This is a genomic window from Nitrospira sp. (genome assembly GCA_024760525.1).
In the GTDB taxonomy this organism is placed as follows: Bacteria; Nitrospirota; Nitrospiria; order Nitrospirales; family Nitrospiraceae; genus Nitrospira_D.
On record CP060499.1, the window covers coordinates 118351 to 144025 of the forward strand.

The 25675-nt window shown below is 56.7% G+C and carries 16 protein-coding genes; 14 read left to right on the plus strand and 2 right to left on the minus strand.

Annotated elements, in window-relative coordinates; all coding sequences use genetic code 11:
• Positions 1–50: 50 nt before the first annotated feature.
• From H8K04_00535 to H8K04_00585, 11 genes are all read left to right on the plus strand, one after another.
• Positions 51–704 (plus strand): response regulator transcription factor, encoded by a 654-nt coding sequence (locus tag H8K04_00535; GenBank protein UVT17817.1) that lies wholly within the window; start codon positions 51–53, stop codon positions 702–704.
• 432 nt (positions 705–1136) lie between these two features.
• Positions 1137–1406, plus strand: a complete 270-nt coding sequence (locus H8K04_00540) for a hypothetical protein (protein ID UVT16089.1) — start codon at positions 1137–1139, stop codon at positions 1404–1406.
• Positions 1407–1753: 347 nt separating this feature from the next.
• Positions 1754–2221, plus strand: a complete 468-nt coding sequence (locus H8K04_00545) for a response regulator transcription factor (GenBank protein ID UVT16090.1) — start codon at positions 1754–1756, stop codon at positions 2219–2221.
• 444 nt (positions 2222–2665) lie between these two features.
• Entirely contained in the window at positions 2666–3877 is a 1212-nt protein-coding gene (locus H8K04_00550; GenBank protein UVT16091.1) for an acetate/propionate family kinase, read from the plus strand.
• A 6-nt stretch (positions 3878–3883) separates the two neighbouring features.
• Positions 3884–6280: a phosphoketolase family protein gene (locus H8K04_00555; protein UVT16092.1), complete on the plus strand. Its 2397-nt coding sequence runs from the start codon at positions 3884–3886 to the stop codon at positions 6278–6280.
• A 241-nt stretch (positions 6281–6521) separates the two neighbouring features.
• Positions 6522–7499, plus strand: a complete 978-nt coding sequence (locus tag H8K04_00560; GenBank protein ID UVT16093.1) for a DUF1207 domain-containing protein — start codon at positions 6522–6524, stop codon at positions 7497–7499.
• 151 nt (positions 7500–7650) lie between these two features.
• Entirely contained in the window at positions 7651–9453 is a 1803-nt protein-coding gene (locus tag H8K04_00565; protein UVT16094.1) for an ATP-dependent metallopeptidase FtsH/Yme1/Tma family protein, read from the plus strand.
• 89 nt (positions 9454–9542) lie between these two features.
• Positions 9543–10664, plus strand: a complete 1122-nt coding sequence (locus H8K04_00570; GenBank protein ID UVT16095.1) for an ABC transporter permease — start codon at positions 9543–9545, stop codon at positions 10662–10664.
• Positions 10665–10698: 34 nt separating this feature from the next.
• Positions 10699–11508, plus strand: a complete 810-nt coding sequence (locus tag H8K04_00575; protein ID UVT16096.1) for an ATP-binding cassette domain-containing protein — start codon at positions 10699–10701, stop codon at positions 11506–11508.
• 145 nt (positions 11509–11653) lie between these two features.
• Entirely contained in the window at positions 11654–12616 is a 963-nt protein-coding gene (locus tag H8K04_00580; protein ID UVT16097.1) for an MCE family protein, read from the plus strand.
• 105 nt (positions 12617–12721) lie between these two features.
• The gene (locus tag H8K04_00585; GenBank protein UVT16098.1) at positions 12722–13357 is read left to right on the plus strand and encodes a membrane integrity-associated transporter subunit PqiC; all 636 of its coding nucleotides are present in this window, start codon (positions 12722–12724) and stop codon (positions 13355–13357) included.
• A 62-nt stretch (positions 13358–13419) separates the two neighbouring features.
• Here the strand turns inward: H8K04_00585 and H8K04_00590 are convergent, their stop codons facing one another.
• Entirely contained in the window at positions 13420–14172 is a 753-nt protein-coding gene (locus H8K04_00590; GenBank protein UVT16099.1) for a 4'-phosphopantetheinyl transferase superfamily protein, read from the minus strand.
• Between the two features lie 57 nt (positions 14173–14229).
• Positions 14230–23484: an amino acid adenylation domain-containing protein gene (locus H8K04_00595; GenBank protein ID UVT16100.1), complete on the minus strand. Its 9255-nt coding sequence runs from the start codon at positions 23482–23484 to the stop codon at positions 14230–14232.
• Between the two features lie 304 nt (positions 23485–23788).
• Here H8K04_00595 and H8K04_00600 point away from each other — a divergent pair, with 304 nt between their 5' ends.
• The 3 genes from H8K04_00600 to H8K04_00610 all read left to right on the plus strand — a co-directional run bounded on the left by H8K04_00600 (position 23789) and on the right by H8K04_00610 (position 25652).
• Complete coding sequence (locus H8K04_00600; GenBank protein UVT16101.1) at positions 23789–24178, plus strand: cytochrome c; 390 nt, start codon at positions 23789–23791, stop codon at positions 24176–24178.
• Positions 24179–24288: 110 nt separating this feature from the next.
• Positions 24289–25143: a c-type cytochrome gene (locus H8K04_00605; GenBank protein ID UVT16102.1), complete on the plus strand. Its 855-nt coding sequence runs from the start codon at positions 24289–24291 to the stop codon at positions 25141–25143.
• Positions 25144–25232: 89 nt separating this feature from the next.
• Positions 25233–25652, plus strand: coding sequence for an OsmC family protein (locus H8K04_00610; GenBank protein ID UVT16103.1), 420 nt, complete (start codon positions 25233–25235; stop codon positions 25650–25652).
• Positions 25653–25675: the final 23 nt, after the last annotated feature.

Sequence of the window (25675 nt, forward strand, 5' to 3'; positions counted from 1 at the left end):
GTGTCGAGACAGGTGCCTCGTTAACCGGAGAGCCTGAAGGAGCAACCATGATGAAGAAGCCGCGTGTGTTGATGGCCGACGATCATTCCATCTTGCTGGCAGGTGTGCGTAAATTGCTCGAAGAACGGTACGACGTGGTGGGAATGGTCGAGGACGGCCGGGCCTTGCTCGAGGCGGCGGAGCGGTCTAAACCGGACCTGATTCTCGTCGATATATCCATGCCGCTTTTGAATGGTCTGGATGCGGTACGGCGACTCAAGAAATCACAGCCGGATGTGAAACTCCTTTTTCTCACCATGCATGCGAGTCCGCAGTATGCCACTGAAGCGTTCAAAGCCGGAGGCAACGGCTATCTGCTAAAACAATCCGCCGTCTCAGAATTACCGCAGGCGATCGAGGCCGTTCTGCAAGGAAAATACTATCTGACCCCGTCCATTGCCAAGCCGGTCATCGAGCAAGCCCTGAAGGCCGAAGAAGGACCGGCCATCAAGGGATCCATTGCCGAATTGACGCCTCGGCAGCGCGAAGTGTTGCAATTGATCGGCGAAGGCAAGAGAACGAAAGAGGTTGCCGAGTTGCTCAAGCTCTCCGTGAAGACCGTCGAGTTCCACAAGAACTGCCTGATGAAGGAGTTGGACATTCACACGACGACGGAGTTAGTGCGCTATGCCATTGCGCAAGGACTGACTCACGAACAGCCCTAGCCTGTTCGGTCACATCGCCGGCTCCTCTGCGAGAGATAGTTCACCCGCCGTGTGACTTTAGATTCAATCGCCAACTGGACACATTCTCCAGGCTCTAGCGTTGTCTCGCATCGAATGGTGACGAAGGGTGAAATCGAGGTCAGTGACTCTGCTCCCAGCACAATTAGTGTAGGAAGTAGAGCCAACTCCTAGTTGTTACTCTTGTCGGGGTCGGTTCCCGCAGACGAAGCATCAAATCAGCTGGTTGCTCATATCCACCACTCCCTCATTTTCATTCCAATAGTTAATTAGCAGCACCAGGGGCCCTAGAAAATCCGATCACACGAGCTGGCAACATTTGCCTCAAAAACTGGGGCAACTCCTAGTTTCTACGTATTTCTCTCTGTATTAGAAAAAGAAAACGGTGGAAGGCATGAGAAAGGTAGGTGACTCATGGCTACAGACGCGTTCGTTGATCAAGTTCGAATCGCACTGGAGCAGCAGGCCACGGCGTGTCTCATGGAAGAAATCGTGGCACTCTGTCCGGACTTGACCTGGAATCAGGTGTTCCTAGCCATTGATGAGCTAAGCCGGAGGGGGGAGATCCGTGTGACATTGGATGCCGGTAGGACCTATAGGATACAAACCTCTCGTCCCGCAGGAGACACGCGTGTGGAGGTTTCACCTGTTCACCCTCAGATAATTCAGCCGGGCATTACGTAGATCTTACCGTAAGCGGACACACCCCTGAGGGAGGGTCGCCGACCCTGGTCTCAGGGGTGTCTGAATCCGAGGATCTCCGACGAACCGAGATCCCGACGGCCCGCAAGATGATCGTATGATTCATGGAGACATTTGAGCCATCCATGGAAATGCAGGTGATTCAGAACGCCGAAGCGGAGATCGGTGTCGCCGCTCCAGAAACGGGCTGCACACATCAGCGTCTCATCGCTGACGTCCTAAGCAGAAACGGTACACGAACGGGCAAGGTTCGTTGCCTCGAATGCTGCACCGTGATCGACGATCCGTATCTCAGTCGGAAGCCATCGCCTTGCCGATAGGAGGTCCATATGCCGGCGCATGCCGTCGCTTGTCGTACTCAGCGTTCGACCTATCTCCAGAAGCCACTGAGACCCATTCGAGTCCTGCTGGTGGATGACCACTTCCTCGTCCGCCAGGCATTGCGAAAGGCCCTTGATCGTTTCGTCGATATTAATCTGGTGGGTGAGGCGGCAAATGGAGAGGAGGCAGTGAAGCAGGTGGACCGGTTGAAGCCGGCTGTGGTCGTGATGGACATTAACATGCCGAGGATGAACGGGATCGAAGCGACAGGCCGCATCATGCGAAAACATCCTGACTTGCATGTCATCGGCCTCTCGTTCAACGTAGGAAGGAAGAATCAAGAAGCGATGTCGAACGCCGGTGCCCATACGTTGCTCGACAAGGGGGCCGCGCATGAGCAGCTGTATCGTGTAATTTCTCAGGTGGTCAGCAAGGTCGCCGACGCGAGTAGCTCCGGCATGTGTCACGCAGTGTAGTAGACGAAGGCTGGACTTCCTTTCCTTCGGTACGCAAAACGCCCTCCTGGTCTATGGCCTTGTACGACAGCTATGGTCTGCACTCAGTCCCGGTCTTTTGGTCTGCATGCTCACCGTCGGTAGATCTCAACTGATCAATCGTCCAATCGAAAGCCGCCGTAGATGCTTCTTTACGCCACCAACTCTCTCCTTGCAGTTCTCCCGGAAGCAGGAATACATTCATTCAACTCTCTCAAGGCATATGATGATACGGCTTCGTCGCAGAGCTGCTCGCAGTCGGTGATCGCTGCGTAGGAATCCGAGATGCCCCTTCCCGGAGCAGAAACCGAGCCTATGGGATGCCATTAAGCAGCCGTGCACAACACCGTTGAGGCGGGGTGTTTGGAATGCGGCTGCATCGCAGTTGATGGCGCGCGTATGTAAACTACCTATCAGGAAGCGAGCATGACACAGTCGGATTCTGTCGGTTCGATCCTAGCGATCAATGGCGGGTCGTCCTCACTCAAGTTCTCGCTCTTTCGAGCCGGGGATACGCTTGTCCGCCTTGTGTCTGGATCAATCGACCGCATCGGATCACCGGATGGAACATTGACATGGACGCATAGCGACACGGATGCCGCCGGAAGTCGGAGGTTCCACGTTTCTCATCACCTGGCTTGTATCGACCCGCTATTGGATTGTGTCGAAGACATGCTCGCGCATCATCCACTCCGAGCAATTGGACATCGCGTCGTACATGGCGGCAGACAGTATCGTGAATCCCAAATGATCACTCCCGCTGTCATAGAAGAGTTGGAGCGATTGAGCCCTTTTGACCCAGAGCATCTCCCGGCCGAGATCGAATTGATCAAGGGGTTTGCGCAACGGTATCCTGACCTCCAGCAGGGTGCCTGTTTCGATACCGCCTTCCACCGTGGGATGCCACGCGTGGCCTGCCGGCTGTCGATTCCCAGGCGATACGAGCAGGTGGGTCTTCAACGATACGGATTCCACGGGTTGTCCTATGCCTTTCTCATGAAAGAGCTGGCCAAAGTCGGAAAGCCCGGCGAAGCGAGCGGTCGTATCATCTTGGCTCATCTTGGAAATGGAGCGAGCATGGCCGCGGTCAAGAATGGACAGGCTGTCGATACGACGATGGGCTTCACTCCTGCTTCAGGTCTACCGATGAGCCGTCGGTCCGGAGATCTTGATCCGGGGGTGCTTCCTTATTTGGCGCGAACAGAAGGCATGACCGTGGAGCGGTTTCACCGGATGGTCAATACCGAATCGGGCTTGCTCGGGGTTTCGGAGGTCAGTTCTGATATGCGGGACTTACTCGATCAAGAACAGCGTGATCCGCGGGCAGCCGAGGCCGTTGAGTTGTTTTGTTATCAAGCTCGAAAATGGATCGGGGCGTTGGCAGCGGTGCTGGGAGGATTGGACACCTTGATCTTCAGCGCCGGGATCGGAGAGCATTCACATAAGATTCGCGCACGCATCTGCGACGGCTTGGAATTTCTCGGCATGGTCGTCGATCGGGCACGCAACGAGGCCAACGCCCAGGTGGTATCCAAAGAGGGAACCCCCGTGGCGGTTCGCGTAATGCATACGGATGAAGAACGTGAGATTGCGGAATCGATCCTTCGATTGCTCGAGATCAACCCCACAACGCACTGAGGACGCATGGCGCGCACAACCAAGACATCATTGAGTCCGGACCTTTTAAAGAAGATGGATGCCTATTGGCGGGCGGCGAATTATTTGTCCGTCGGTCAAATCTATCTGTACGACAATCCGCTGCTGACAAAACCGCTGACGCGCGCCCACATCAAACCGCGCTTGCTCGGTCATTGGGGAACGACGCCGGGCTTGAACTTCATCTATGTGCATCTAAACCGGATCATCACGCAACACGACCTCAACATGATCTATATCGCCGGTCCCGGCCATGGGGGGCCGGGGCTTGTTGCGAATACCTACCTCGAAGGGACCTACAGCGAAATCTATCCGAACGTCTCGCAGGATGAACCAGGCCTGAAGCGACTGTTCAAGCAGTTTTCTTTCCCGGGAGGCATTCCCAGCCATGTGGCACCGGAAACGCCCGGTTCCATCCATGAAGGAGGCGAATTGGGATACTCGCTGTCCCACGCGTACGGGGCCGCATTCGATAATCCCGACCTGATCGTCGCCTGCGTGGTCGGCGACGGCGAGGCCGAAACCGGTCCGCTCGCGACGAGCTGGCATTCCAACAAGTTTCTCAACCCGGTCACTGACGGTGCGGTTTTACCCATACTTCATCTGAACGGGTACAAAATTGCGAGTCCGACGGTCTTGGCGCGGATCAGCCGTGACGAATTGGAGGACCTGTTCCGCGGGTACGGCTATCGTCCCTATTTCGTCGAGGGCAATGACCCCTCCGTTATGCATCACGTAATGGCCTCGACGCTCGACGCAGTAGTGACGGACCTCCGGCGGATAAGGGCCGCCGCCCGCGAAGGTGCAGAAAAGCGCCCGATCTGGCCGATGATCGTGCTTCGAACACCCAAAGGCTGGACCTGTCCGCCGGAGATCGACGGCAAGCGGACCGAAGACTACTGGCGGTCCCATCAAGTCCCGATGGGCGACATGGACAAACCGGCCCATGTCAAGATTCTTGAGCAGTGGATGAAAAGTTATAAGCCGGAAACGCTGTTTGACAAGACAGGACGATTCAAGTCTGAGCTGGCTGAGCTGGCGCCCAAGGGAGAGCGCCGGATGAGCGCGAACCACCATGCCAACGGTGGGGTTCTGCTGAAAGATTTACGTCTGCCCGATTTCCGGCGATACGCCGTCACCGTGAAAAAGCCGGGTGCCGTCGAAGCCCAGGCCACCCGCGTCATGGGGACATTTCTGCGGGACACCATGGCGCTCAATATGGACAGCCGGAATTTCCGTCTCTTCAGTCCCGACGAGAACAATTCCAACCGCTGGCAGGACGTATTGGAAGTGACGAATCGAGCCTGGATGGCGGAGCGTTATCCATATGACGACCACCTGGCAACGGACGGCCGGGTCATGGAGATGCTGAGTGAGCACCAATGTCAGGGGTGGCTGGAAGGCTACTTGTTGACGGGCCGACACGGATTTTTTTCCTGTTATGAGGCCTTCATTCACATCATCGACTCGATGTTCAATCAGCATGCCAAGTGGCTGAAGGTCTGTGGCCATATTCCTTGGCGAAGACCGATCGCTTCGCTGAATTACCTACTGTCGTCCCACGTCTGGCGGCAGGATCACAATGGTTTCAGCCATCAAGATCCGGGCTTCATCGATCATGTGGTGAATAAGAAGGCCGAGGTGATCAGAGTGTATCTGCCGCCCGATGCCAATACACTGTTATGTGTCACGGATCACTGCTTGCGTAGCCGAAACCATGTCAACGTGATCGTGGCCGGCAAGCAATCGGCCCCCCAATGGCTCGCTATGAACGAGGCAATCGCTCATTGCACTGCGGGGATCGGTATTTGGGCATGGGCAAGTAACGATAAGGACAGTGAACCGGATGTCGTGATGGCCTGTTGCGGTGATGTCCCGACGATGGAAACGCTGGCCGCTGTTTCCTTGCTGCGCCGATATTTACCGGATGTGAAGGTGCGCGTGGTCAACGTGGTGGATCTCATGAAGCTGCAACCTCCGGCCGAGCATCCGAACGGATTGTCCGACCGGGATTTTGACGCGCTCTTTACGACCGACAAGCCGATCATCTTCGCCTTCCATGGCTATCCCTGGCTGATTCACCGGCTCACGTACCGGCGGACCAATCACAAGAACTTGCATGTTCGTGGATATAAGGAGGAGGGCACCACGACGACACCTTTCGACATGGCGGTGATGAACGATATCGACCGGTTTCATCTGGTCGTCGACGTCATCGACCGGATACCCCTGCGCGGCTCGCGGGCCGACTATACCAAGCAGGCGATACGAGACAAACGTGTGGAGCACAGACAATACATCCGGGAACATGGTGAAGATATGCCGGAGATCAGTCGATGGAAGTGGAGTGGAAATAGGAAGTCCGTACGAGGGCCTCGTGCATGACGAGGCCGTCATGCGCGTGACTGTCCGTTCGTCGACGCCCGCGGTCATGGTCACAGTTTTGGTTCGTGTTCCCGGGGTATGACGGAATGACCATATACGGCCTGGCTCTACTCGATGTGCCATCTTGGCACATCGCAAAATCGAAGCGAACTGCGACGAAACCATGTGAATTTCCTATCCGAAATGTGCTATTGGAAGCGGCGTCCAGCCTGTACTGCACAATTTCGGATGGGAGGATTTCATGGGTCGCAGAGTGTCTGCCGAACGATGCATTATTGGGATCATGGTTCTCATCTGCCTGCTCGCAAGTCGGGCCTATGCTGATGATTCGAACGAGAAGAAGCCGAATGACTCGACGCCGAAAGAGGTGCTGGATTGCCGGTACCAGGAGGCTCCTGAACTCTCGGAAGGGGGAGGCACGAGCGAGATGTTTCCGTCGGATGATCTGTTTCGTCCGCTCTTGGCCGATCCGAAGCAGCCACAGTTCTTTGCGCTCTGGCAATCCACGCAATCTCGAAATGAACGGACCAATGCGAACATTGGGTCGGTCGGTATTGGGGAGAATTTTGGGTTTTATACCAGGCGTAAGGGATGTAATGGATGGCAGGTCAGCCTGCTGACCGGGATTTTCTCGCAATTTGATTTAGATACGTCGAATTCCGTACTCATCAATGTCGACTTCAACGTGGGTGTCCCGCTGACTTGGCGTCATGGCAACTGGTCCGCGCGCCTGCGATTTTATCATCAGAGCAGTCACATCGGAGACGAGTTTCTGGGGGCTCACCCTGGATTTCAGTCGATCGGCCTCCAGTATGAAGAAGTCGATATGATTGTGTCCTATGATGTCCAGAAATGGTTGCGTCTGTATGGAGGAGGGGCCGTGATGGTCAATCGACAACCCTCCCAGATCGACCGCAATACCGCGCAATGGGGTTTCGAAGCGCGGACACCGACGCCATTGGGACGATCGTACCTGTTTGGTCTGCTCTCGAATCCGATCCGCTTTTCGCCCGTCCTGACGGCGGACTTTAAATCCGTCGAGGAGCAGGACTGGTACATCAACACCAACTTGCTCATGGGCTTCGATATGTCTCGAGCGGGATATTTCAAGCGTCTTCGGATTCTTTTCAATTACTATCACGGATATAATCCGTATGGCCAGTTCTTCTATTCGCAGAAGACCGAATCGTTTGGAGCGGGCGCCTATTTTATGTTCTAGAAGGATGCTGAAAAAGTCCTCCAGCTTCGCTCTCACGTCGATCAGAGGCTCAACGTACGGGCTGGGAAAACGCCTGCTCCCATAGGCGGTGGGTGGGTGAGAACGACGGCCTTTGGGGACATCCTTCCGGCTCAGCGAAGGAGCAACGCCGATGAATAAGAAAGTCTCCTTTTCCATCTGGTACGTGCTGCTCGCCGTCATGGCGGTGGTCATCGTGCATGACTTCATTCACGCGCTGAGCAAGGTCGAAGAACTGCCGTACAGTGAATTCAAGAAGTTGGTGGCAACCGGGAAGGTAGCCGAGGTCTCCGTGACCAGCCAAGTGCTCACCGGAAAGTTGAAGCCCGAGGGAGATTCGAAAGAGCAGAAGGTCTTTGCAACCGTGCGAGTCGAGGACCCGGACCTGGTCCGCGAACTCAACCAACATGGCGTCACGTTTTCCGGAGTCATTGAATCCACGTTTTGGCGCGATCTTCTGTCGTGGATCATCCCGGTCGCTCTCTTTGTCGGTATCTGGTTCTTCATTTTTCGTCGATTGGGACAGGCCCAGGGCGGTTTCATGCAGGTCGGCCAGTCGAAGGCGAAGATCTACATGGAAAAGGACGTCAAGGTGACGTTCGCGGACGTGGCCGGGGTAGACGAGGCCAAGGACGAATTGCGCGAGGTGATCGAGTTCCTGAAGACACCGGAGAAATTCACCAAGCTCGGCGGCAAGATCCCCAAGGGAATCCTCCTCGTCGGCCCGCCTGGAACCGGCAAGACGCTGCTGGCGAGGGCGGTGGCGGGCGAGTCAGGGGTGCCGTTCTTCAGCATCAGTGGATCCGAGTTCGTCGAGATGTTCGTGGGGGTGGGTGCGGCCAGAGTCCGTGATCTGTTCGAACAGGCGAAGGGCAAAGCGCCCTGCATTATTTTCATCGACGAGTTGGATGCACTGGGAAAAGCCCGCGGTGTCGGCCCCATGGCGCACGAGGAGCGCGAACAAACTCTCAATCAGCTGTTGGTCGAGATGGATGGATTCGACCCTCGGGTCGGCGTGATTCTCATGGCCGCCACCAACCGTCCTGAAATTCTCGACCCTGCGCTGCTGCGCGCGGGTCGATTCGATCGCCACGTGACGGTGGATCGTCCAGACAAGAAAGGGCGTCTGGACGTGCTTCGAGTGCACGCCAAGAAGGTGGCATTGAGCCAGGAAGCTGATCTCGAACAAATCGCCGCGATGACACCGGGATTCTCCGGGGCCGATCTCGCGAACGTCATCAACGAGGCGGCGTTACTCGCGGTCCGCCGAGGCAAAGATCAGGTGAGCTTCGCTGAGTTGCAGGAGGCCGTGGAGCGGGTCATCGCCGGATTAGAAAAGAAGAATCGCGTCCTGAACAAGATGGAAAAGGAGCGGGTCGCCTTTCACGAGACCGGCCACGCGCTCGTCGCCCTGTCCATACCAGGGTCCGATCAGGTCCAGAAGATCTCCATCATCCCACGCGGCGTGGCGGCACTCGGTTATACGCTGCAGCTTCCGACGGAAGACCGGTTTCTGATGACGAAATCGGAATTGGAGAATAAAGTCGCAGTATTGCTTGGTGGGCGGATTGCCGAAGAGACTATCTTCGGTGAGGCTTCGACGGGGGCGCAGAACGATCTCGTCAAGGCCACAGACATCGCGAAAAGTATGGTGAAGGCCTACGGAATGAGCGAAAAGCTCGGCACCATCACGTTGGAACGGGAACGACAGCCTCAGTTCCTCCAACTTCCGGTCGCGTCCGAAAAAGGCGATTACTCCGAAGAGACCGCCCGTGAAATCGATTGCGAAGTGCGGCGGATCATCGAGGCGCAATATGGACGGGTGAAGCGATTGCTGGAAGACAAGAAGGCCGCTCTGGAACGAGGGGCGAAGCTCTTGTTGGAACGAGAGGTCATTACCGGTGCTGAGCTGAAGGCGGTCATGGAAACTATGTGAGCGGTGTATGGAGAGACCCCTCGTGGTGCTGCGCGAAACCCTGATGCGTGTGCGGCTCAATCGTGTGAAGAGTCGGGGTCACCCACGGAGTGAAGCTGGTGGAACAACAGGCAACGATCTCTGTCGAGGATAATGTGATCCATTGCCGGGGGGCTTGGACCCTGCCGAACTTGGCCCATCTGGAGCGGGGAGGTCGGGCGCTCCGATGGCCGGAGACCTCGACCGTCCTGTGCGACGCCGGTGAAGTGACCGCCATGGATACGGGTGGCGCCCTCGTGCTGCAGCGCTGCATCGAAGGTGTGCGGCACAAGGGGCAACAGGCCTCACTTCAGGGGCTGAAACCGGAATTTGCCGAACTGCTTAGAAAAATCGAAATGCAGCGACCCCGATCCGAGCGCGGAGCCGATGTCCGCGGGACGGGGTGGGCTGAGGGCGTCTCGGGCGCCATACAGGCCCGGCAAGCATCCGCGATTCGCGCGCTCGCTTTTGTTGGGGAAAGTACCATCGCGTTCGGCCGGTCACTGATGCGGCCGAGTTCCATTCGATGGCGGGCGCTCTTGCGGTTCGTCGAACTGGACGGCGTCAGGGCCTTGCCGATCACGGGCCTGCTGACGTTTCTCGTCGGAGTGGTGATTGCCTATCAAGGCGCCGAACAATTGCGGAAGTTCGGCACGAATATTTTTATCGTCGACTTGGTGGGCATCTCGCTGTTGCGTGAAATCGCGCCGTTGATCGTGGCGATCCTGATCGCCGGCCGGTCGGGATCGGCCTATACAGCGGAGATCGGCACCATGAAGGTGACGGAAGAGCTGGATGCCGTACGGACATTAGGGATCTCACCCATGAATCTCCTAGTGCTGCCTCGGTCGCTTGCCTTGATCATCGCCCTGCCCCTATTGACAGTGTACGCGGATGTGGTGGGCGTATTCGGCGGCATGCTCATTGCTCTGGGGGAACTCAACGTGAGTTTCGCGGAGTTTATCGCGCGGTTCGAAGAAGCCGTCCCTGTTCAACATTTTCTCATCGGGTTGGGGAAAGCCCCGTTCTTCGCGGCGATCATCGCGTTGGTGGGCTGCTATCAAGGGTTTCAGATTCGTGGTGGTGTGGACGACGTCGGTCGACACACCACCATCAGTGTCGTACAGGGGATTTTTTTCGTGATCGTGTTCGATGCGATCTGCAGCATTCTTCTCAATTGGTGGGACCTTTGACGGGAGCGCAAGGGCGTGTGAGAGGTAGTTACCGATGCCGTCGGCCATACATGCGGAGACACCGGTCATCGAAGTGATCCACGTCGCGACGAAGTTTGGACAGGCTGTCGTGCATGAGGACGTCAGCCTATCGATTCGCCGAGGAGAAATCTTTGCGATTGCCGGAGGAAATGGGAGCGGCAAGACCACATTGTTACGGGAGATCATCGGCCTGATCACTCCCTCAGCGGGAACGATACGGTTGTTCGGATTGGACAGCCGGCGATTGGAAACAGGCAACGGCCATCCGGTCCACCGCCGATTCGGTGTGATGTTTCAGCATGGCGCGCTGTTCAGCTCATTCACGCTGGCGGAGAATGTCGCGGTCCCGCTGCGGGAACATACGACACTGAGTGCGGGGCTGATCCGCGATATGGTCGCCGCCAAAATCGCCATGGTGGGATTGCCGCCGGACAGTGCCGTGAAATACCCCAACGAGCTCAGTGGTGGCATGCGGAGGCGGGCTGCACTCGCCCGGGCGATCATCATGGACCCGGAGTTGTTGTTCCTCGACGAGCCGACGGCAGGACTCGATCCGATCATCGCGGCTGGATTCGACGATCTCGTGCTCTCGCTGAAAAGTCTCTTGGGATTGACGGTGGTCATGGTCACGCACGATCTGGATTCGCTGTGGCGCATCGCCAATCGTGTGGCTGTCCTGGGCCGTGGGAAGGTGTTGGGCGTTGGAAGCATGCCGGAGTTGTCCCGATCGGACGATCCCGTCGTCCGCGAATACTTCCACGGACCACGCGGGAGGGCGGCGAGCGAACAGGCGGCGTGGAATCACCGGGAACGTCAGTCGTGAAACGTGACGCGTATTTCCTGAGTCAAGTCAATGAAGAGTTGCGAGTTCCGTGTTCGAGTTCTATAACGTGAAACGTGAAACTCGAACGAGCGACTCAGGATCGAGATACAAGAGACGAGTGACGAAGTACGAAGAAGGCATCTAGATGGAACCAAAGGTCAACTATATTCTGGTCGGCTCGTTCGTCGCATTTCTCGGAGCGGCTGTCTTAGGCGGCATTTTGTGGCTGGGAAAGACGGATTACCGAGGCTCTTACGACCGGTACTTGGCCTATATGCGGGAGTCGGTCGCAGGACTGAGCGTGAATTCTACCGTCAAGTATCGGGGCGTCGATGTGGGCCGGGTCAAGGCCATTGCCTTAAGCCCGGACAATCCGGAGGAAGTTTTGTTGACGATGGAAATCGTGCGTGGAACGCCGATCAAGACCGACACGATCGCCGTACTGGAGACCCAGGGGCTCACTGGTCTTGCAACGGTCAATTTGACCGGAGGAAGCCGAGATGCTCCTTCGTTGCAAGCGCAGGAGGGACAAGCCTATCCGGTCATCAAGACCGGTCCATCCCTGTTCTTCCGCTTGGATGAAGCCGTCTCCCGTTTACTGTCTGAAGAAGGTCTGGCCCAACTCTTGGTCGATCTTGATACGGCGGCGAAAGGGGCGGCGAAGGTCTTGGATGAAGAAAATCGCGTGCTCCTCAAGAAGACGATCAAGGATCTCGCCGATGTCGCGCAAGCCGTCGCGGCCCATAAGGCGCAGATCGAGCAAAGTCTGGACGGTGCCGCCAGAAGCGCCGACAACCTTGTCAAGTTGACGGCATCGCTCAACGCCCAGGTTCCGACCTTACTCGCGGGGATCAACAAGAGCGTCGTCGCGCTGGGCACCGCGACGGACGAACTGGCTCGGACCAGCAAGACCGTGGGAGCGGTGGTCAATGAAGCCAGACCCGAGCTGCAACAGTTCACGCGGCGGACCCTCCCGGAAGCCGGCCTCTTGGTCACGGAACTGAGACAGCTGACGAGTACGTTGACTCGGGTGGCGAGAGATTTTGAACGCGAGCCGAGCTCTCTGGTGTTTGGACGAAAGACACCGCCACGCGGTCCGGGAGAGTAATATCCGTGAAACGTATCTCGTGAAGCGCAGGATGCGACGGGAGCATATTTCATCTTTGTTTTCGCGATACGAGATACGCTTCACGAATGACGGGAAAGGCTGTAGATGAAGTTTCAGCTGGTACAGCCGGCGGCTTGCGCCTTGTTGCTCGCGACGGCAGCCGGCTGTCTATCGCTCGGCAAGGATTCCCAGGACATTCGTACGTATCAGTTGAGCCTTGATGGCTGGCACAGCGCGGGCCGGCCTGACGGGAGCAACGGCCCGGTGTTGCTCGTGAATCCGCCCCAACCGGAGCCCGGATTTGAAACGCAACGCATGGTGTACGTCAAACGCCCGTACGAACTGGACTTCTATGCCGTGAATCAATGGGCCGATACACCGGTGCGCATGCTCACGCCGTTGATGGTTGAAGTGCTGAGCCGGAGTGGGGTGTGGCATTCCGTGATTCCGCTGCCCAATTCGATCCGCGGAGACTATCGCCTGGATACCTATGGATTCTCTCTGCAACAGGAGTTTTTCCAGCAACCAAGCCGAGTCAGGGTGTCGATCCGCACACAATTGATCGATCTCAAAGAATCCGAAATCGTGAGCACACGGGCTTTTGAAGCGGTGGAGAATGCTCCGAGCGAGAACGCCTATGGAGGCGTGCTGGCTGCCAACCGAGCGGTCGCCGCCTTACTCGATCAGGTCGGCACATGGCTTGGACAATGCGTGCAGCACTCGACGGAATGTGGTCGTTAGTGAGAGCGTTTGCGAGGTCTCGAATCCTTCACCCAGCGGCTAGGGGGGTCTTTCCTATTGCTCTAGGTCCACTGCTGTATCCTGTCTAATTCTTGGGCGGCCACGGCCGCATGCCATCCAGTTCCGCCAGAAAGAAAGCGAACCCTCACTTCATGTTGACCCGGAGAGCCCAATCGGACTCCAACTTCCGCGTCGGCCTCATCCGTTCCGAGGACAATCTCGCACTCGGTCAGTCCTTGGAGCCCGATGCCTTGAGCCTTGAGCGCCGCTTCTTTCGCAACCCAGTAGCGAAAGAACCTAGGCGCACGCTGTTCCTGGGGCAACCGCATGATCGCCGTATGTTCAGTGTCTGCAAAATAACGCCGGGATAGTTTCTCCACCTCGACATCCAACCGAATGAATTCGAGATCGACTCCGACCTCTTGCGCGTTTGAAACCGCAATAAGCGCACGGCCATGGGCATGGGACATATTGAACGTGATCACGGACCGATCTCCCAATTGCAATATCACAAAGGGCTTGCCTGCCGCGCTCCGATCCAGCGTCACGACATCCGGGGAGACCCCAAGGTACCAGCTCAACACCGCTCTCAGGCCACCATGAGCCAGCACGTAGTGCTGCCGGTCCTCCTCTCGAACCAGGCGAGCGGCTCGACCTCGCTCGACATCGTCCAACCATTGTGCGCATCTCGCGAGGCACTCTGACGACCCGTTGAGCTCAATACCCCACAGATGCACAGCCTTCGGCGCAAGCCGGATGTGTTCCTGGCGTCTTGTCGCGGCTAGGCGCTCGATTGACTGAAATGAAATCAGCACATTGTCATCCTGACTTGGGATATTACTGCGGTGGTCGGTAAATCGAAGTGGTGCAAGTCATGCAGCTCTATTCGGTCGGACGGGTGTGTATGGACGATTTTCGGCGACATAGCGCCGAATGTGCGAGGCAACCTCTTCGACATGTGGTGATGTCAGAAGGTCTGCCGTCCGACGAGCCGCAATCTCTATGTTCTGACATTCACCGCCTGCCAGCTCCCTCCACGCATATCGAGTATCGTGTGCCACAATCCGTTGCGAAGCCACGATGTTGAGCATTCGTCCGGGAAATGCTCGTATTGTATAGTGAGCCGCGGCGCGAAACATCGCTTGTTCAATGCGTTTGATCTGACGTTGTCTCAGTTCAGTTTCAGCCGGTTGTTGGAAAAAGGACAGGGCCTTCCCGCACTTGCGTTGTATGACCGGCAGCCAGTCTCTGGGAGGGCTACGTCGCAGTTCGCCAAGCGTGTTCAAGGTCATGGAGAGAATACCCATCGGCAGAGCAACTCCGATTGGGAGATCCGTGTGATGTGAACGGTACGAACTCGGATGCCAGCTATTGATGATAACCAGGCTGACCGCTGCATTCTGCCCGACCAATTGCTGGGCCATTTCATAGGCGACCAGTCCACCGGTACAGGCGCCAACGATCACGTATGGTCCTTCGGGAAGGCGCGTACGGATTTCACCGATGTAATGCTTCGCCATCTCGTGTACAGAGTCAAATGGCTCCGCTTTTCCATCGAATCCTCGCGCTTGTAAGCCGTACACCGGGTGAGCCTGGCCCAGTAGCCTTGCCAACGGAGCGAACCACAACACATCGCCTCCTACTCCCGGTACCAAGAACACAGGGACGGTCGACCCATTGGGCTGCATGGCGATCAGTGAGTGCCATGGTGGTACCCATCGTTCCTGTGTAAGAACAGCGGTGAGCTCGGCAATGGTCGGTGCCTGAAACAGAGTGGCAAGAGGAAGATGTCGCCCGTAGACCTGTTCAATGAGATGGAATAGCTGGGCGGCTTTGAGTGAGTGACCGCCGAGATCGAAGAAGTTGTCATGAACCCCGACCTTGTCGAGCCCAAACACCTGTTGCCACAAGGCCGCCATTTGGACATCCATTCGATCGCGAGGCTCAACATAGACAGGAACGCTTGAGAGAGTGGAGGCTGGTGATGGGAGTGCTTTCCTGTCCACTTTGTTATTGGCAGTGAGGGGCAGTGCCTCCAGAAAGACGAAGAGCGAAGGGACCATATAATCCGGAATCTCCGCCCGCAGAAATGAGCGAAGTTCTGGTTGGCTTGCGGCAGGCTCCTTCTGGCAGACCACATAGGCGACCAACTGCTTCATGCCGTGCCGATCTTCGCGCGCGGTGACCACCGCCTGCCGGACCGCAGGATGGCGGCTCAACGCGGACTCGATGTCGCCCAATTCGATTCTGTACCCTCTGATCTTGACCTGATGATCTAATCGTCCCAGATGGACGATGCGTCCATCCGATCGATAACGAGCCAAGTCTCCCGTTCGATACACCTTCGCGAGGGGATCGAGGGAAAATGGGTGAGGGATGAACCGGTCCTTTGTTAACTCGGGCCGTCCACGGTACCCTCGGGCTAATCCATGGCCTCCGATATAGAGCTCCCCGGCAACTCCCACCGGAACCGGCTGGAGGAATTGATCCACGATATACACGTCTGTGTTGGCAATCGGCCGTCCGATGGTAATCTCTAGATCAGTGCGTTCGATCTTCTCGATCGTAGACCAAATGGTGGTTTCCGTCGGACCATACATATTCCACAGGGCGACGCTGCGATCCAGCAACGACGTCGCGAGATCCGGAGGAAGAGCTTCCCCTCCGCAAAGTACCGTCAGGTTATGACTGCCCAGCCATCCCGCCTCGATCAACATCCGCCATGTTGCAGGGGTCGCTTGCATGATCGTCGGCTGGACGGTTTCACAGAGGGACCGTAATCGCCGCCCGTCCATCGTAGCCGCTCGACCGGCGATCTCGACACGGGCGCCGACCAGCAACGGGACGTACAATTCCAGCCCGGCGATATCGAAGGATAGTGTCGTGACGGAGAGCAGGATATCCTGCGCTGAACATCCCGGCTCTTGCCGTATCGAGCACAAGAAATTCACCAGCGCCTGGTGGGGAATTTCCACCCCTTTGGGCTGTCCCGTCGAACCTGATGTGTACAGGATGTACGCGAGGTCTTGAGGCGTTGCGATCGGCGGAAGATTATCATCACCCTCCTGTGCGATCCGTTCCCACTCTCGATCAAGACACAGCACGCGACAGGTTCCAGCATCAAACCGATCGGATAGCGGTTCTGATGTGAGCAGTACCACGACTGATGCATCCTCGGTCATAAATCGGAGCCGATCCCGTGGATACTCAGGGTCGAGAGGGACGTAGACGCCACCGGTTTTAAGCACCGCCATCAACGCGATCACCATCTCCAACGATCGCTCAAGGCCGATGCCTACCGTTACACCGGGTCGAATGCCCAGCGTTTGGAGATACCGCGCCAGCTGATTCGCCCGGGCATTGAGCTCGCCGTACCGCAGCGCCTTTCGTCCCATCGACAAGGCAACGTTTTCAGGCGTCCTCTCGACCTGGGACTCGAACAGCTGAGGAAAACATTCGGATTGCGGATAGTCCTGTTGTGTGGAATTCCAGTCCTGCAACATCTGCTTGCGCTCGGGCGCTGTGAGTGTCGGGAGCTCAGAGAGCCTCGCGTTGGGATTGACCAATGCGCCATCGAGCAGGATCTTATACTGTCCCAACATGCGCTCGGCTGTCTGCGGCTGGAAGAGGTCGGTATTGAAGGTCAAGTAAGCTTTGCGGGAGATCTCAGTTTCGATCGTCAAGCTCAAGTCAAATTGTGCGGCTTGCGTTTCCACCTCGAACGGCACCCAACTCAAGCCATGGACGTTGATCTCTCCGATAGGAGCATTAGGCAAATTGAAAAGGACTTGCACCAGCGGGGCGGAGCTATGGTCACGGGCGGAGTGCATCGTCTCGACCAATTTATCGAACGGAAAATCCTGGTTGGCATAGGCGCCCAACGCCGTATCACGGACCCGTGCGACCAGCTCAACGAACGTCGGATCGCCGGAAAGGTCTGTACGTAACACCAGTGTATTGACGAACGAACCGATGATTGATTCGACCGCAGATTGAGTCCGGTTGGCAACGGGGGAGCCCACCGCGACATCGTGCTGCCCGGAATAGCGACTCAAGAGAATCTGGAAGCAGGCCAACAGGGTCATGAATACCGTTGCATTGTGTTCGGCGCTGAATTGTTTCAGTCGATCGATCAACGATGCGGGCAGCTCCAGCATGCCATGCGAGCCGTTGAAGGTTTGAACCATGGGGCGTGGGTGATCGGTCGGCAACGAAAGCTTGGAAAGACCTGCCAGCTTCTTCTGCCAGTAATTCGATTGGGCGCTGAGCCAATCGTCGGTGAGACAGCGCCTCTGCCACACCGCATAGTCGGCATACTGAAGAGGGATCGATTTCGCAGAGGGAATCTCCCCGCGGCAATACGCGTTGTAGAACGATGCAAACTCATGCCCGATGATTCCGAACGACCACTGATCACCGATAATATGATGCATCGTGAGCACCAACACATGATCCTCTGGCTCGATCTCAATCAATAGGAATCTCGCCAGCGGGCCCTTTTCGAGATCGAACGGCCGGGCTGCTTCCTGTTCCACCAGTCGAGCCGCCGCTCGCTGTCGCTCTTCGGGGGGGAACTGCGTCAGATCGACTTCGGTCCAGTGAGGGGATTGAAAGGAGCTGATGATCTGGACCGGTCCCTCACCCGTCATTGCGAACGTCGTTCGGAAAGCCTCATGACGTCTACATATGGTATCGATCGTACTCCGGAGGGCCGACTTGTTGAGCCGTCCCATCTGCCGCGACGCAAAGGGCATGTTATAGGCCGTGCTCTCAGGGGCCAACCGATACATCAGCCACATCCGTTGTTGAGAATAGGAAAGGGGGAGTGGCCGATCTCTGGGAACCTGAATGATCGGAGGAAGCACGGAAACGTTCTGTTCCTGAGCGCGTAAATGCGTCACGGTTTCGGCCAAGGCTTCGATAGTGGGTCGCTCAAAAAGCATCGGGAGTGGGATGTCGATCTCAAAGACCTCGCGTATGCGGGAAACGAGCTGGGTCGCCAACAGTGAGTGGCCTCCTCGCTCGAAAAAATTGTCTTGGATGCCGGCTTCCGGTACCGCAAGAACCGATTTCCACAGCTCAGTCAATGATTCTTCGACCTGATTTCTCGGAGCGACCCTGGCTGAGGCTTGACCGGCTGTGTCTTCAGGGGCGGGGAGCGCGTTGCGATTCACTTTTCCTGTCGCCGTGAGCGGCATGGCTTCCACCCACAGCATGACGGAAGGCACCATATAGTGTGGTAATCGCGTGACAAGATAACTCCGAATCTGTTCGAGGCGTTCTTTGAGCGACGGCAGGCCGGTGACATAGGCGACCAACCGGTGCTGGTCCGGTTTATCTTGTCGGAGGAGTACCGCTGTCTGATAGACGCCCGGGAAGTTGCTCAGTGCATATTCGACTTCGCCCAGTTCAATTCGATAGCCACGCAGCTTGACCTGCTGATCGATCCGTCCAAGAAACTCCACATTCCCGTCCTCGCGATATCGAGCCATGTCGCCGGTCCGGTACAGGCGGGAGCCGGCCGCGTGAGGATTTTGGAGAAACCGCTCTTGGGTCAACTGAGGTTGGTTCACATACCCACGGGCCAGACCATCTCCCGAGACGTAGAGCTCACCCGGCATCCCAACGGGAACCGGCTGCAGGCCTGCGTCCAAGACATAGAGTTGCATCGTCTCGATCGATTTTCCGATCGGCACTCGGGCTCCTGCCTCCTCGCGTGTCGTTTGATACACGCTGCACCAGACGGTCGCTTCCGTCGGTCCAAATTCGTTGAAGAGCATCGTACGAGGCAGGAGTTGGTAGTGCTTTCTCACGAGTTCAAGGGGAAGGCTCTCGCCGGCGGTAATGACGATACGAAGAGATTCCAACTGGGCATTGACGGCCTCACCGAGCACGGCCTGGTACAAGGAAGGCACCCACACAACATGCGAGATGCGGTGATGCGCAATAAGCGTGGCAAGCTCTGTTGGACTGCGATGGGCAGTCTCCGAAGGAATGATTAACTCCCCTCCCTCCATCAGTGTCCAAAAGATACCGGTCACGGACCCATCAAAGGCCAGGGAGAACGTCAGCAAGAACCGGGATACCTGTTCCCGATAATAAAGAAGTCTGGCATAAAGAGAAGTCACCAGATTGCGGTGTGTTACCGCCACGCCTTTCGGCTGCCCGGTCGATCCCGAGGTGTACATGATATACGCGAGTTGATCTGGGGAAATTGAAACAGCGAGATTTTCGTCCTCTCCACGTACTGCTGATTGGCCGATGGTCTCCAGGTCACAGATGTGGCCGGTATAACCTTGTAAATGGCTACGAAGATGTCCCTGAGTCACGACGATGGAAATCTTTGCATCCTCCAGCATGAGCTGGAGACGGTGACCGGGAAAGGATGGATCCAGGGGAACATAGCCTCCCCCTGCTTTGAGAATACCAAGGAGACCCACAAGACAGTCTACCGAACGCTCGACACAGAGACCCACTGGAAGGTCGGCACGGACCCCCAACCTCTGTAAGGCACGGGCAACTCGATTCGCTCGGCGGTTCAACTCTTGATAGCTGATGGACTGGTCCCCGCACGTGACCGCTGGTGCATGAGGAGTTCGCTCGACTTGTGCTTCGATGAGCGCATGGATACCGGCAGAACACGGAACAGGAGTTGTCGGCCGGGTCCATTGGAGGAGCATCCGGCGATGCTCTTCAGCCGTCAGCAATGAGAGATCATCAAGACGGGCCTCAGGTTTGTTGATGAATTCCTCAAGAAGTGTCTGGATCTGTCCCAGCATGCGATCGATCGTCGACTCATCAAAGATCGCACGGTCGTAAAGAAACGCCAACTCCACGCCGCGCACCTTGTTGACCACCATCAGCACGAGATCAAACTCCGACGCGGTCGGTTCCCAGGGGAGGTGGGCGGCCTCAATATCTCTGACTTTGAACGTCGACAGGGGGTCGTCTTCGCAGACAATCATCACGTTGAAAAGCGGAGAAAGCTGTCGCTCGCGTTGTAATGACAGCGTCTCGATCACCTCTTCAAACGGAAGTTCCTGATGATCATAGGCATCTGCCACCACCCGGCGTATGTGTTTCAACAGACCCTGTCCTGTCAGTCCGCCGGAAAGCTGAGCCCGAAGCGCCACCGTATTGACGCAATATCCCATCATATCTTCGAGTTCTCTACGACGCCTGTCGGCCACCACCGATCCAATCACGACGTCGGACTCCTGCGTGTAGCGATGTAGCCACGTCACAAAGACGGCATACAGCACCATGAATCTGGTCACAGTCTGGTGTTGACAGAAGAGATCCAAGGCGTCTGCAAGTCCTGGAGAAAGCGGCCGTGACCGCACGGCTCCCTCAAACGTCCTTACTTTCGGCCGTGGACGGTCGGCAGGCAATTCAGCAGGTGGCCGGACGCCGCTCAACTGCCGGGTCCAATACTCGCGATGCACTCCACGAAGGCCTTGATCAAGCCTGTTTCGCTGCCAATCGGCAAAATCTGTGAACTGAACGGTAGACTTGGACAGTCCAGCCCCTCGAGCGTCGCCTCCGGCTTCCCAGAGAAGGGCCAGTTCCTTACAAAAAATACGAAGAGACCAGCCGTCTGCGACGAGGCGGTGGAAAGTCAGCGCCAAGACATGCACATCCCGCTCAAGTGCCAGCAGCGCAACCCTGAACAACGGTCCTCGTCTAAGATCAAAGGGTCGGCCGGCTTCCGTTCGTAAGAACTGCCGGACTTCGATTTCTTGCTCAGTCTGGCTCAGGGATTGGAAATCATGTCGTCCTATCGTGAACTTCATATCGGAGCATACTTTCGCGTATCCCTCTCCTCTTTCCGATCCGAACCGAGTTCGAAGAATTTCATGTCGGCGGATGATCTCCTGCACCGACCCCTCCAACACTTGGGGTCCGACGGGTCCTCGTATGCGCACACGCATGGAAATATGATTAATGGCACTTTCCGGGTGGACCTGTTCCAAAAACCAAAGTCGCTGCTGCGAGGAGCTGAGTGGTATCCGGCCTCCTCTTGTTGAGCCCGGTAACAGCGACGTGAGAGGAGCCTGCATGCGGTCGCCGTCATCCGCGTCTCCAACTCCCTCTATGACCGTAGGCGTCTGGTTCCGACCGGCACTCATTTCAGCGATACGAGCGGCGAGATCGGAAAATGTCGGACATTCAAACACAACACTAAGAGGGAGTTGGGCATGAAACACATCGACGATTCGCTCCACAATCTGCGCGGCCAGGAGAGAATTGCCTCCGAGGGCGAAAAAATTTGCCTGACGACCCGGCGGAGGCCCTCCGAGCACCTCCTGCCAGATCTCCGCCAGCCGTTTCTCGACCGTCGTTTCGGGAATTCCGCCCGGTGACTCACCGTTCTGAGCTTCGATCGTTGTGTTCAGCGTACTCGCTGCGACCACGGTGAGCTGACCGGCTTCAAAAGCGGCTTTGCAGGCATGCCGCTGAAGTTTTCCGCTGGAAGTCCTTGGGATCGTTCCAGCCTTGATCAGCACGACACTGTGAATTTCCAGCTCATACTCGTCAGCCAATGCGCGGCGGATACAGCTGACCACTTCGGTGATATCCGATTCGGGCGGCTGCTTCTCAATCTCATGGACCAGTACGACGCACTCTCCGGTCTCGCCCTCGATCGAGAAGGCCGCCCCGCATCCTTGCCGCAAGCCCGGGTGAGCGTGCCCGGCGGTCCACTCCAAGTCATGAGGGTAATAGTTGCGTCCCCGCACGATGATCAGGTCTTTGAGGCGCCCGGTCAGGAACAGCTCTTCGCGGTGGAGGAATCCAAGATCACCGGTCCGCAAATAGGGATCATCGCCTGATCCGGCCACGGTTGCTTTGAATGTGACGTTCGTTTCTTCCTGTTTCTCCCAGTAACCGGCGGCGATCCCGGCACCCGCGATCCAGACCTCTCCAATGTCACCAGGCCGGCACTCCTTGTGAGTCGTGGGATGCACAATCTTGATGCGAGTCTCTTCGAGGGGTTCTCCGCACCCGACCAGCGTTCGAATGGCTTTGTCCGGCGCGGAGGACACTTTGACGATCGACTCCGTCAATGCCTCCGCCTCTACCTTCAAGAATGTCGGTTCCGCACCAACCCGCTTCATGGTCACCAGCAATGTGGCTTCAGCGAGCCCATATGCCGGCGCAAACGCTGTCCGCCGAAAGCCATGCGGACCGAAGGTATTGATAAACCGCTCAACCGTATCGGCATGGATGGGCTCCGCGCCGCAACTTGCGACCATCCATGTACTCAAATCAGCTTCCCATTTGCCTTGTTGCCGTACAGCCCTGAGACACGCCTCATAGGAGAAGTTCGGTCCGCCGCTATGGGTAATGGCAAATCGGGAGATCGCTTCAAGCCAACGCAGAGGCCGCCGCAGAAACGTGATGGGTGACATCAGGTAGGCGGGAATACCGGCATAGAATGGAGCGATGATTCCATGCAGCAGTCCATAGTCATGGAAGTAGGGCAACCAGCAGAGCGACCGGCTGTTGTCCGACACGGCGCCGGCCACGCTCAAGGCCCGGCAATGAGCGAGCACATTGCCATGATCGACCATGACGCCGCGAGGAGCGGCCGTCGACCCCGAGGTATATTGCAGATAAGCAAGGGCACTGCGTGTAGGTCGTGGCAATTCAACCGGATCGGCAGGACCGTAGGGTTGATCCGTCGCCATCCACTTAAACTGCCCGACTTCCTCGGCAAGTGAGAATTCCGAAGACAGAGTCTCGATATCTGAAGTGGTAAGCACCAGCGATACTTCGGCATCGTCGATAATAGCGCGAAGTCTTGGCAGACTCTGCTTCCGCCTGACAAGATCGGGAGCCGGAACAGGAACCGGAACGAGACCGGCACACACGCTCGCCCAAAACGCGCAGATGACCTCGATCCCCTGTGGATAGAGAAGAAGGGCTCGTGTTCCCGGTGGAACCTCACGTGCAAGCCGATCGGCAAGCGAACGCACCGCGCGTTCAAGCTGGCTATAGGTCAGTTGATCTGCGAGCTCAAGGTTGCCGCGAACAACGGCATAGGCAAGCGCATTCTGGTTGCTCCGGCAACGAAACTCAAAGAGATCAGCGAGATTGTTGACGGACGGAGGGACAGATTTTGACATCTATGAGATGTTGATCAGGAGAATTTTCTACTGCTTGTTATCAGTCCACCAGATGCATAGCGTAGTGCGTTTAAACATAAGTTGAAAGAATTTCTGACATTCCCACAACCAGCGATTGATGGCTGAGGCATCCTGCGTCAGTAGGCCAAGATGCTCTGGGGTGTTTGTCGTCATTTTTGCTCCAATTTTTCCGCATCATCATAACAAATCATGATAAGTAGGCAATAAATAAAGAGAAAGCTATGATGTAGCGCGTGAGGGAGATGGCACAGTGATCGCAGAGCTTTGCTTTGAAAGGACAAGGATGCTTATCACCGGACGAATGATGGTATTTTGCGCTCTGCTGGCCGGCGCGATCGGTCTGGGGTTCAGCAATGCCGGAGTGAAAGAGCTGGCTATCATAGCGAAGGGGGGCGATCCAGTCAGTGGGCGGGAGATCTACGTGAACACGTGTATCCGTTGCCATGGTATCGAGGGCAAAGGAGCGCCGGGTGTCCAACTCATCCCACCTCCGGCGGACCTCACCTCGCCGGCTATTCAAACCCGGCTCGACGGTACCTTGTTCCGGCGCATCCATGAAGGCAAACCGAACACCGCCATGGGTGCATGGAAATACTCTCTCTCCGACGAAGAAATCTGGGATGTCTTGGCCTATGTGCGCATCTTGGGAGCCGAGCAAAGTGGACAGCCATAAAAGACGAATCCAATGGCCGGGAACCGCCTCATACGATATGCCAGCAAGAAAGAGTTGGACAGAGGAGGCGTCCTCTCCAACACCCAACACGAAAAAGGTGAGGTTCGTTCATGAATAGGGAGACGATCGCGGGCGTCGCGCTGTCGATTGCCTTGTGGATGGTGATCAGTTGTACCCCGACCCCACGAGTGACGGGGGGCGATGAGCCGGCCGTTCCTCGCAATTCCGAGTTGCCGATGCACGCATTGTTCGCCCCACCTTCTCCTGAAACCATTCCAGGTGACCTGAGGGGAGAGCAAATTCGGTTGGGTTACAAAATGGTGGTCGATACACAGGAGTACGGGAAGCGTTATGTCGGGAATGCGCTCAACTGCACGAATTGTCATTTGGATGCCGGACTCAACCCGAATTCTGCGTCATTCGTCGGCATCAGCGCCCTCTATCCGCAGTATCGTGAGCGTGCCGGACGGCAGATGACCCTCGCGGAACGGGTTAACGAGTGTTTCGAACGGAGCATGAACGGCAAGCCTCTTCCTCCCGACAGTGTGAAATTGACGGCTATTGTCGCGTACATCGAATGGCTCTCTCAGAACCTACCACCCGGCAGTGCGGTGCCCTGGCGCGGAATCCCGCGCATCACATCGACTCATCAGCCTGATTCTCTCAACGGCAAGAAGGTGTTCGAGCAGAAGTGTGTCTTCTGCCATGGCTCCGATGGACAGGGGACGATGACGGCGCCACCCGTGTGGGGACCGCGTTCGTACAACATCGGGGCGGGCATGGCGAGGATCAGCGTGGCGGCCTCTTATATCAAAGCGAATATGCCGAGAGGCTGGGGGTGGACGGTCACGGACGCCGAGGCCTTTGATGTCGCAGCCTATATCAATACGCAACCTCGGCCGGACTTTCCCGACAAGATCCATGATTGGCCGAAAGGTGGGAAGCCGGTTGATGTGCCGTACTGACCGGTGCCCGAAGGATCGGGCGATCATGCATTGACGCCCAGCATGCTGCGTTCAAGGGGAACGACGAACCTTCCAGGGTCTGGAGCGACATGAAACTCACGGCGACTTTTCATGGCGGGACCCGCTACGACGTCACGAGTGGAACGCATCGGGTCGTCACTGATCAGCCGGCGGAAGACGGAGGTCAGGACGCCGGTATGAGCCCGGTCGAACTGTTCGTCGGTTCGCTAGCCGGCTGCGTCGGGTACTTCGTCGGACAATTCTGCGGACGGCACGGCATTCCTCGCGAGGGATTAAGTGTAGACGCGGAATGGACCATGGCCGAGGGACCACATCGTGTCGGTCGCATCGACATCGGCATTCATCTTCCCCATCGAATCACCTCGGAACAAAAAGAGCGGCTGTTAAAAGTGGCCCATGGGTGCACCGTTCACCAATCGATCGCGGTCACGCCGAATATTGCTATCCAATTGAACCCCCATGCGTCTCTGAAAGGCAATGGATCGTAACAGGGGAACAGATCGAGGCGCGA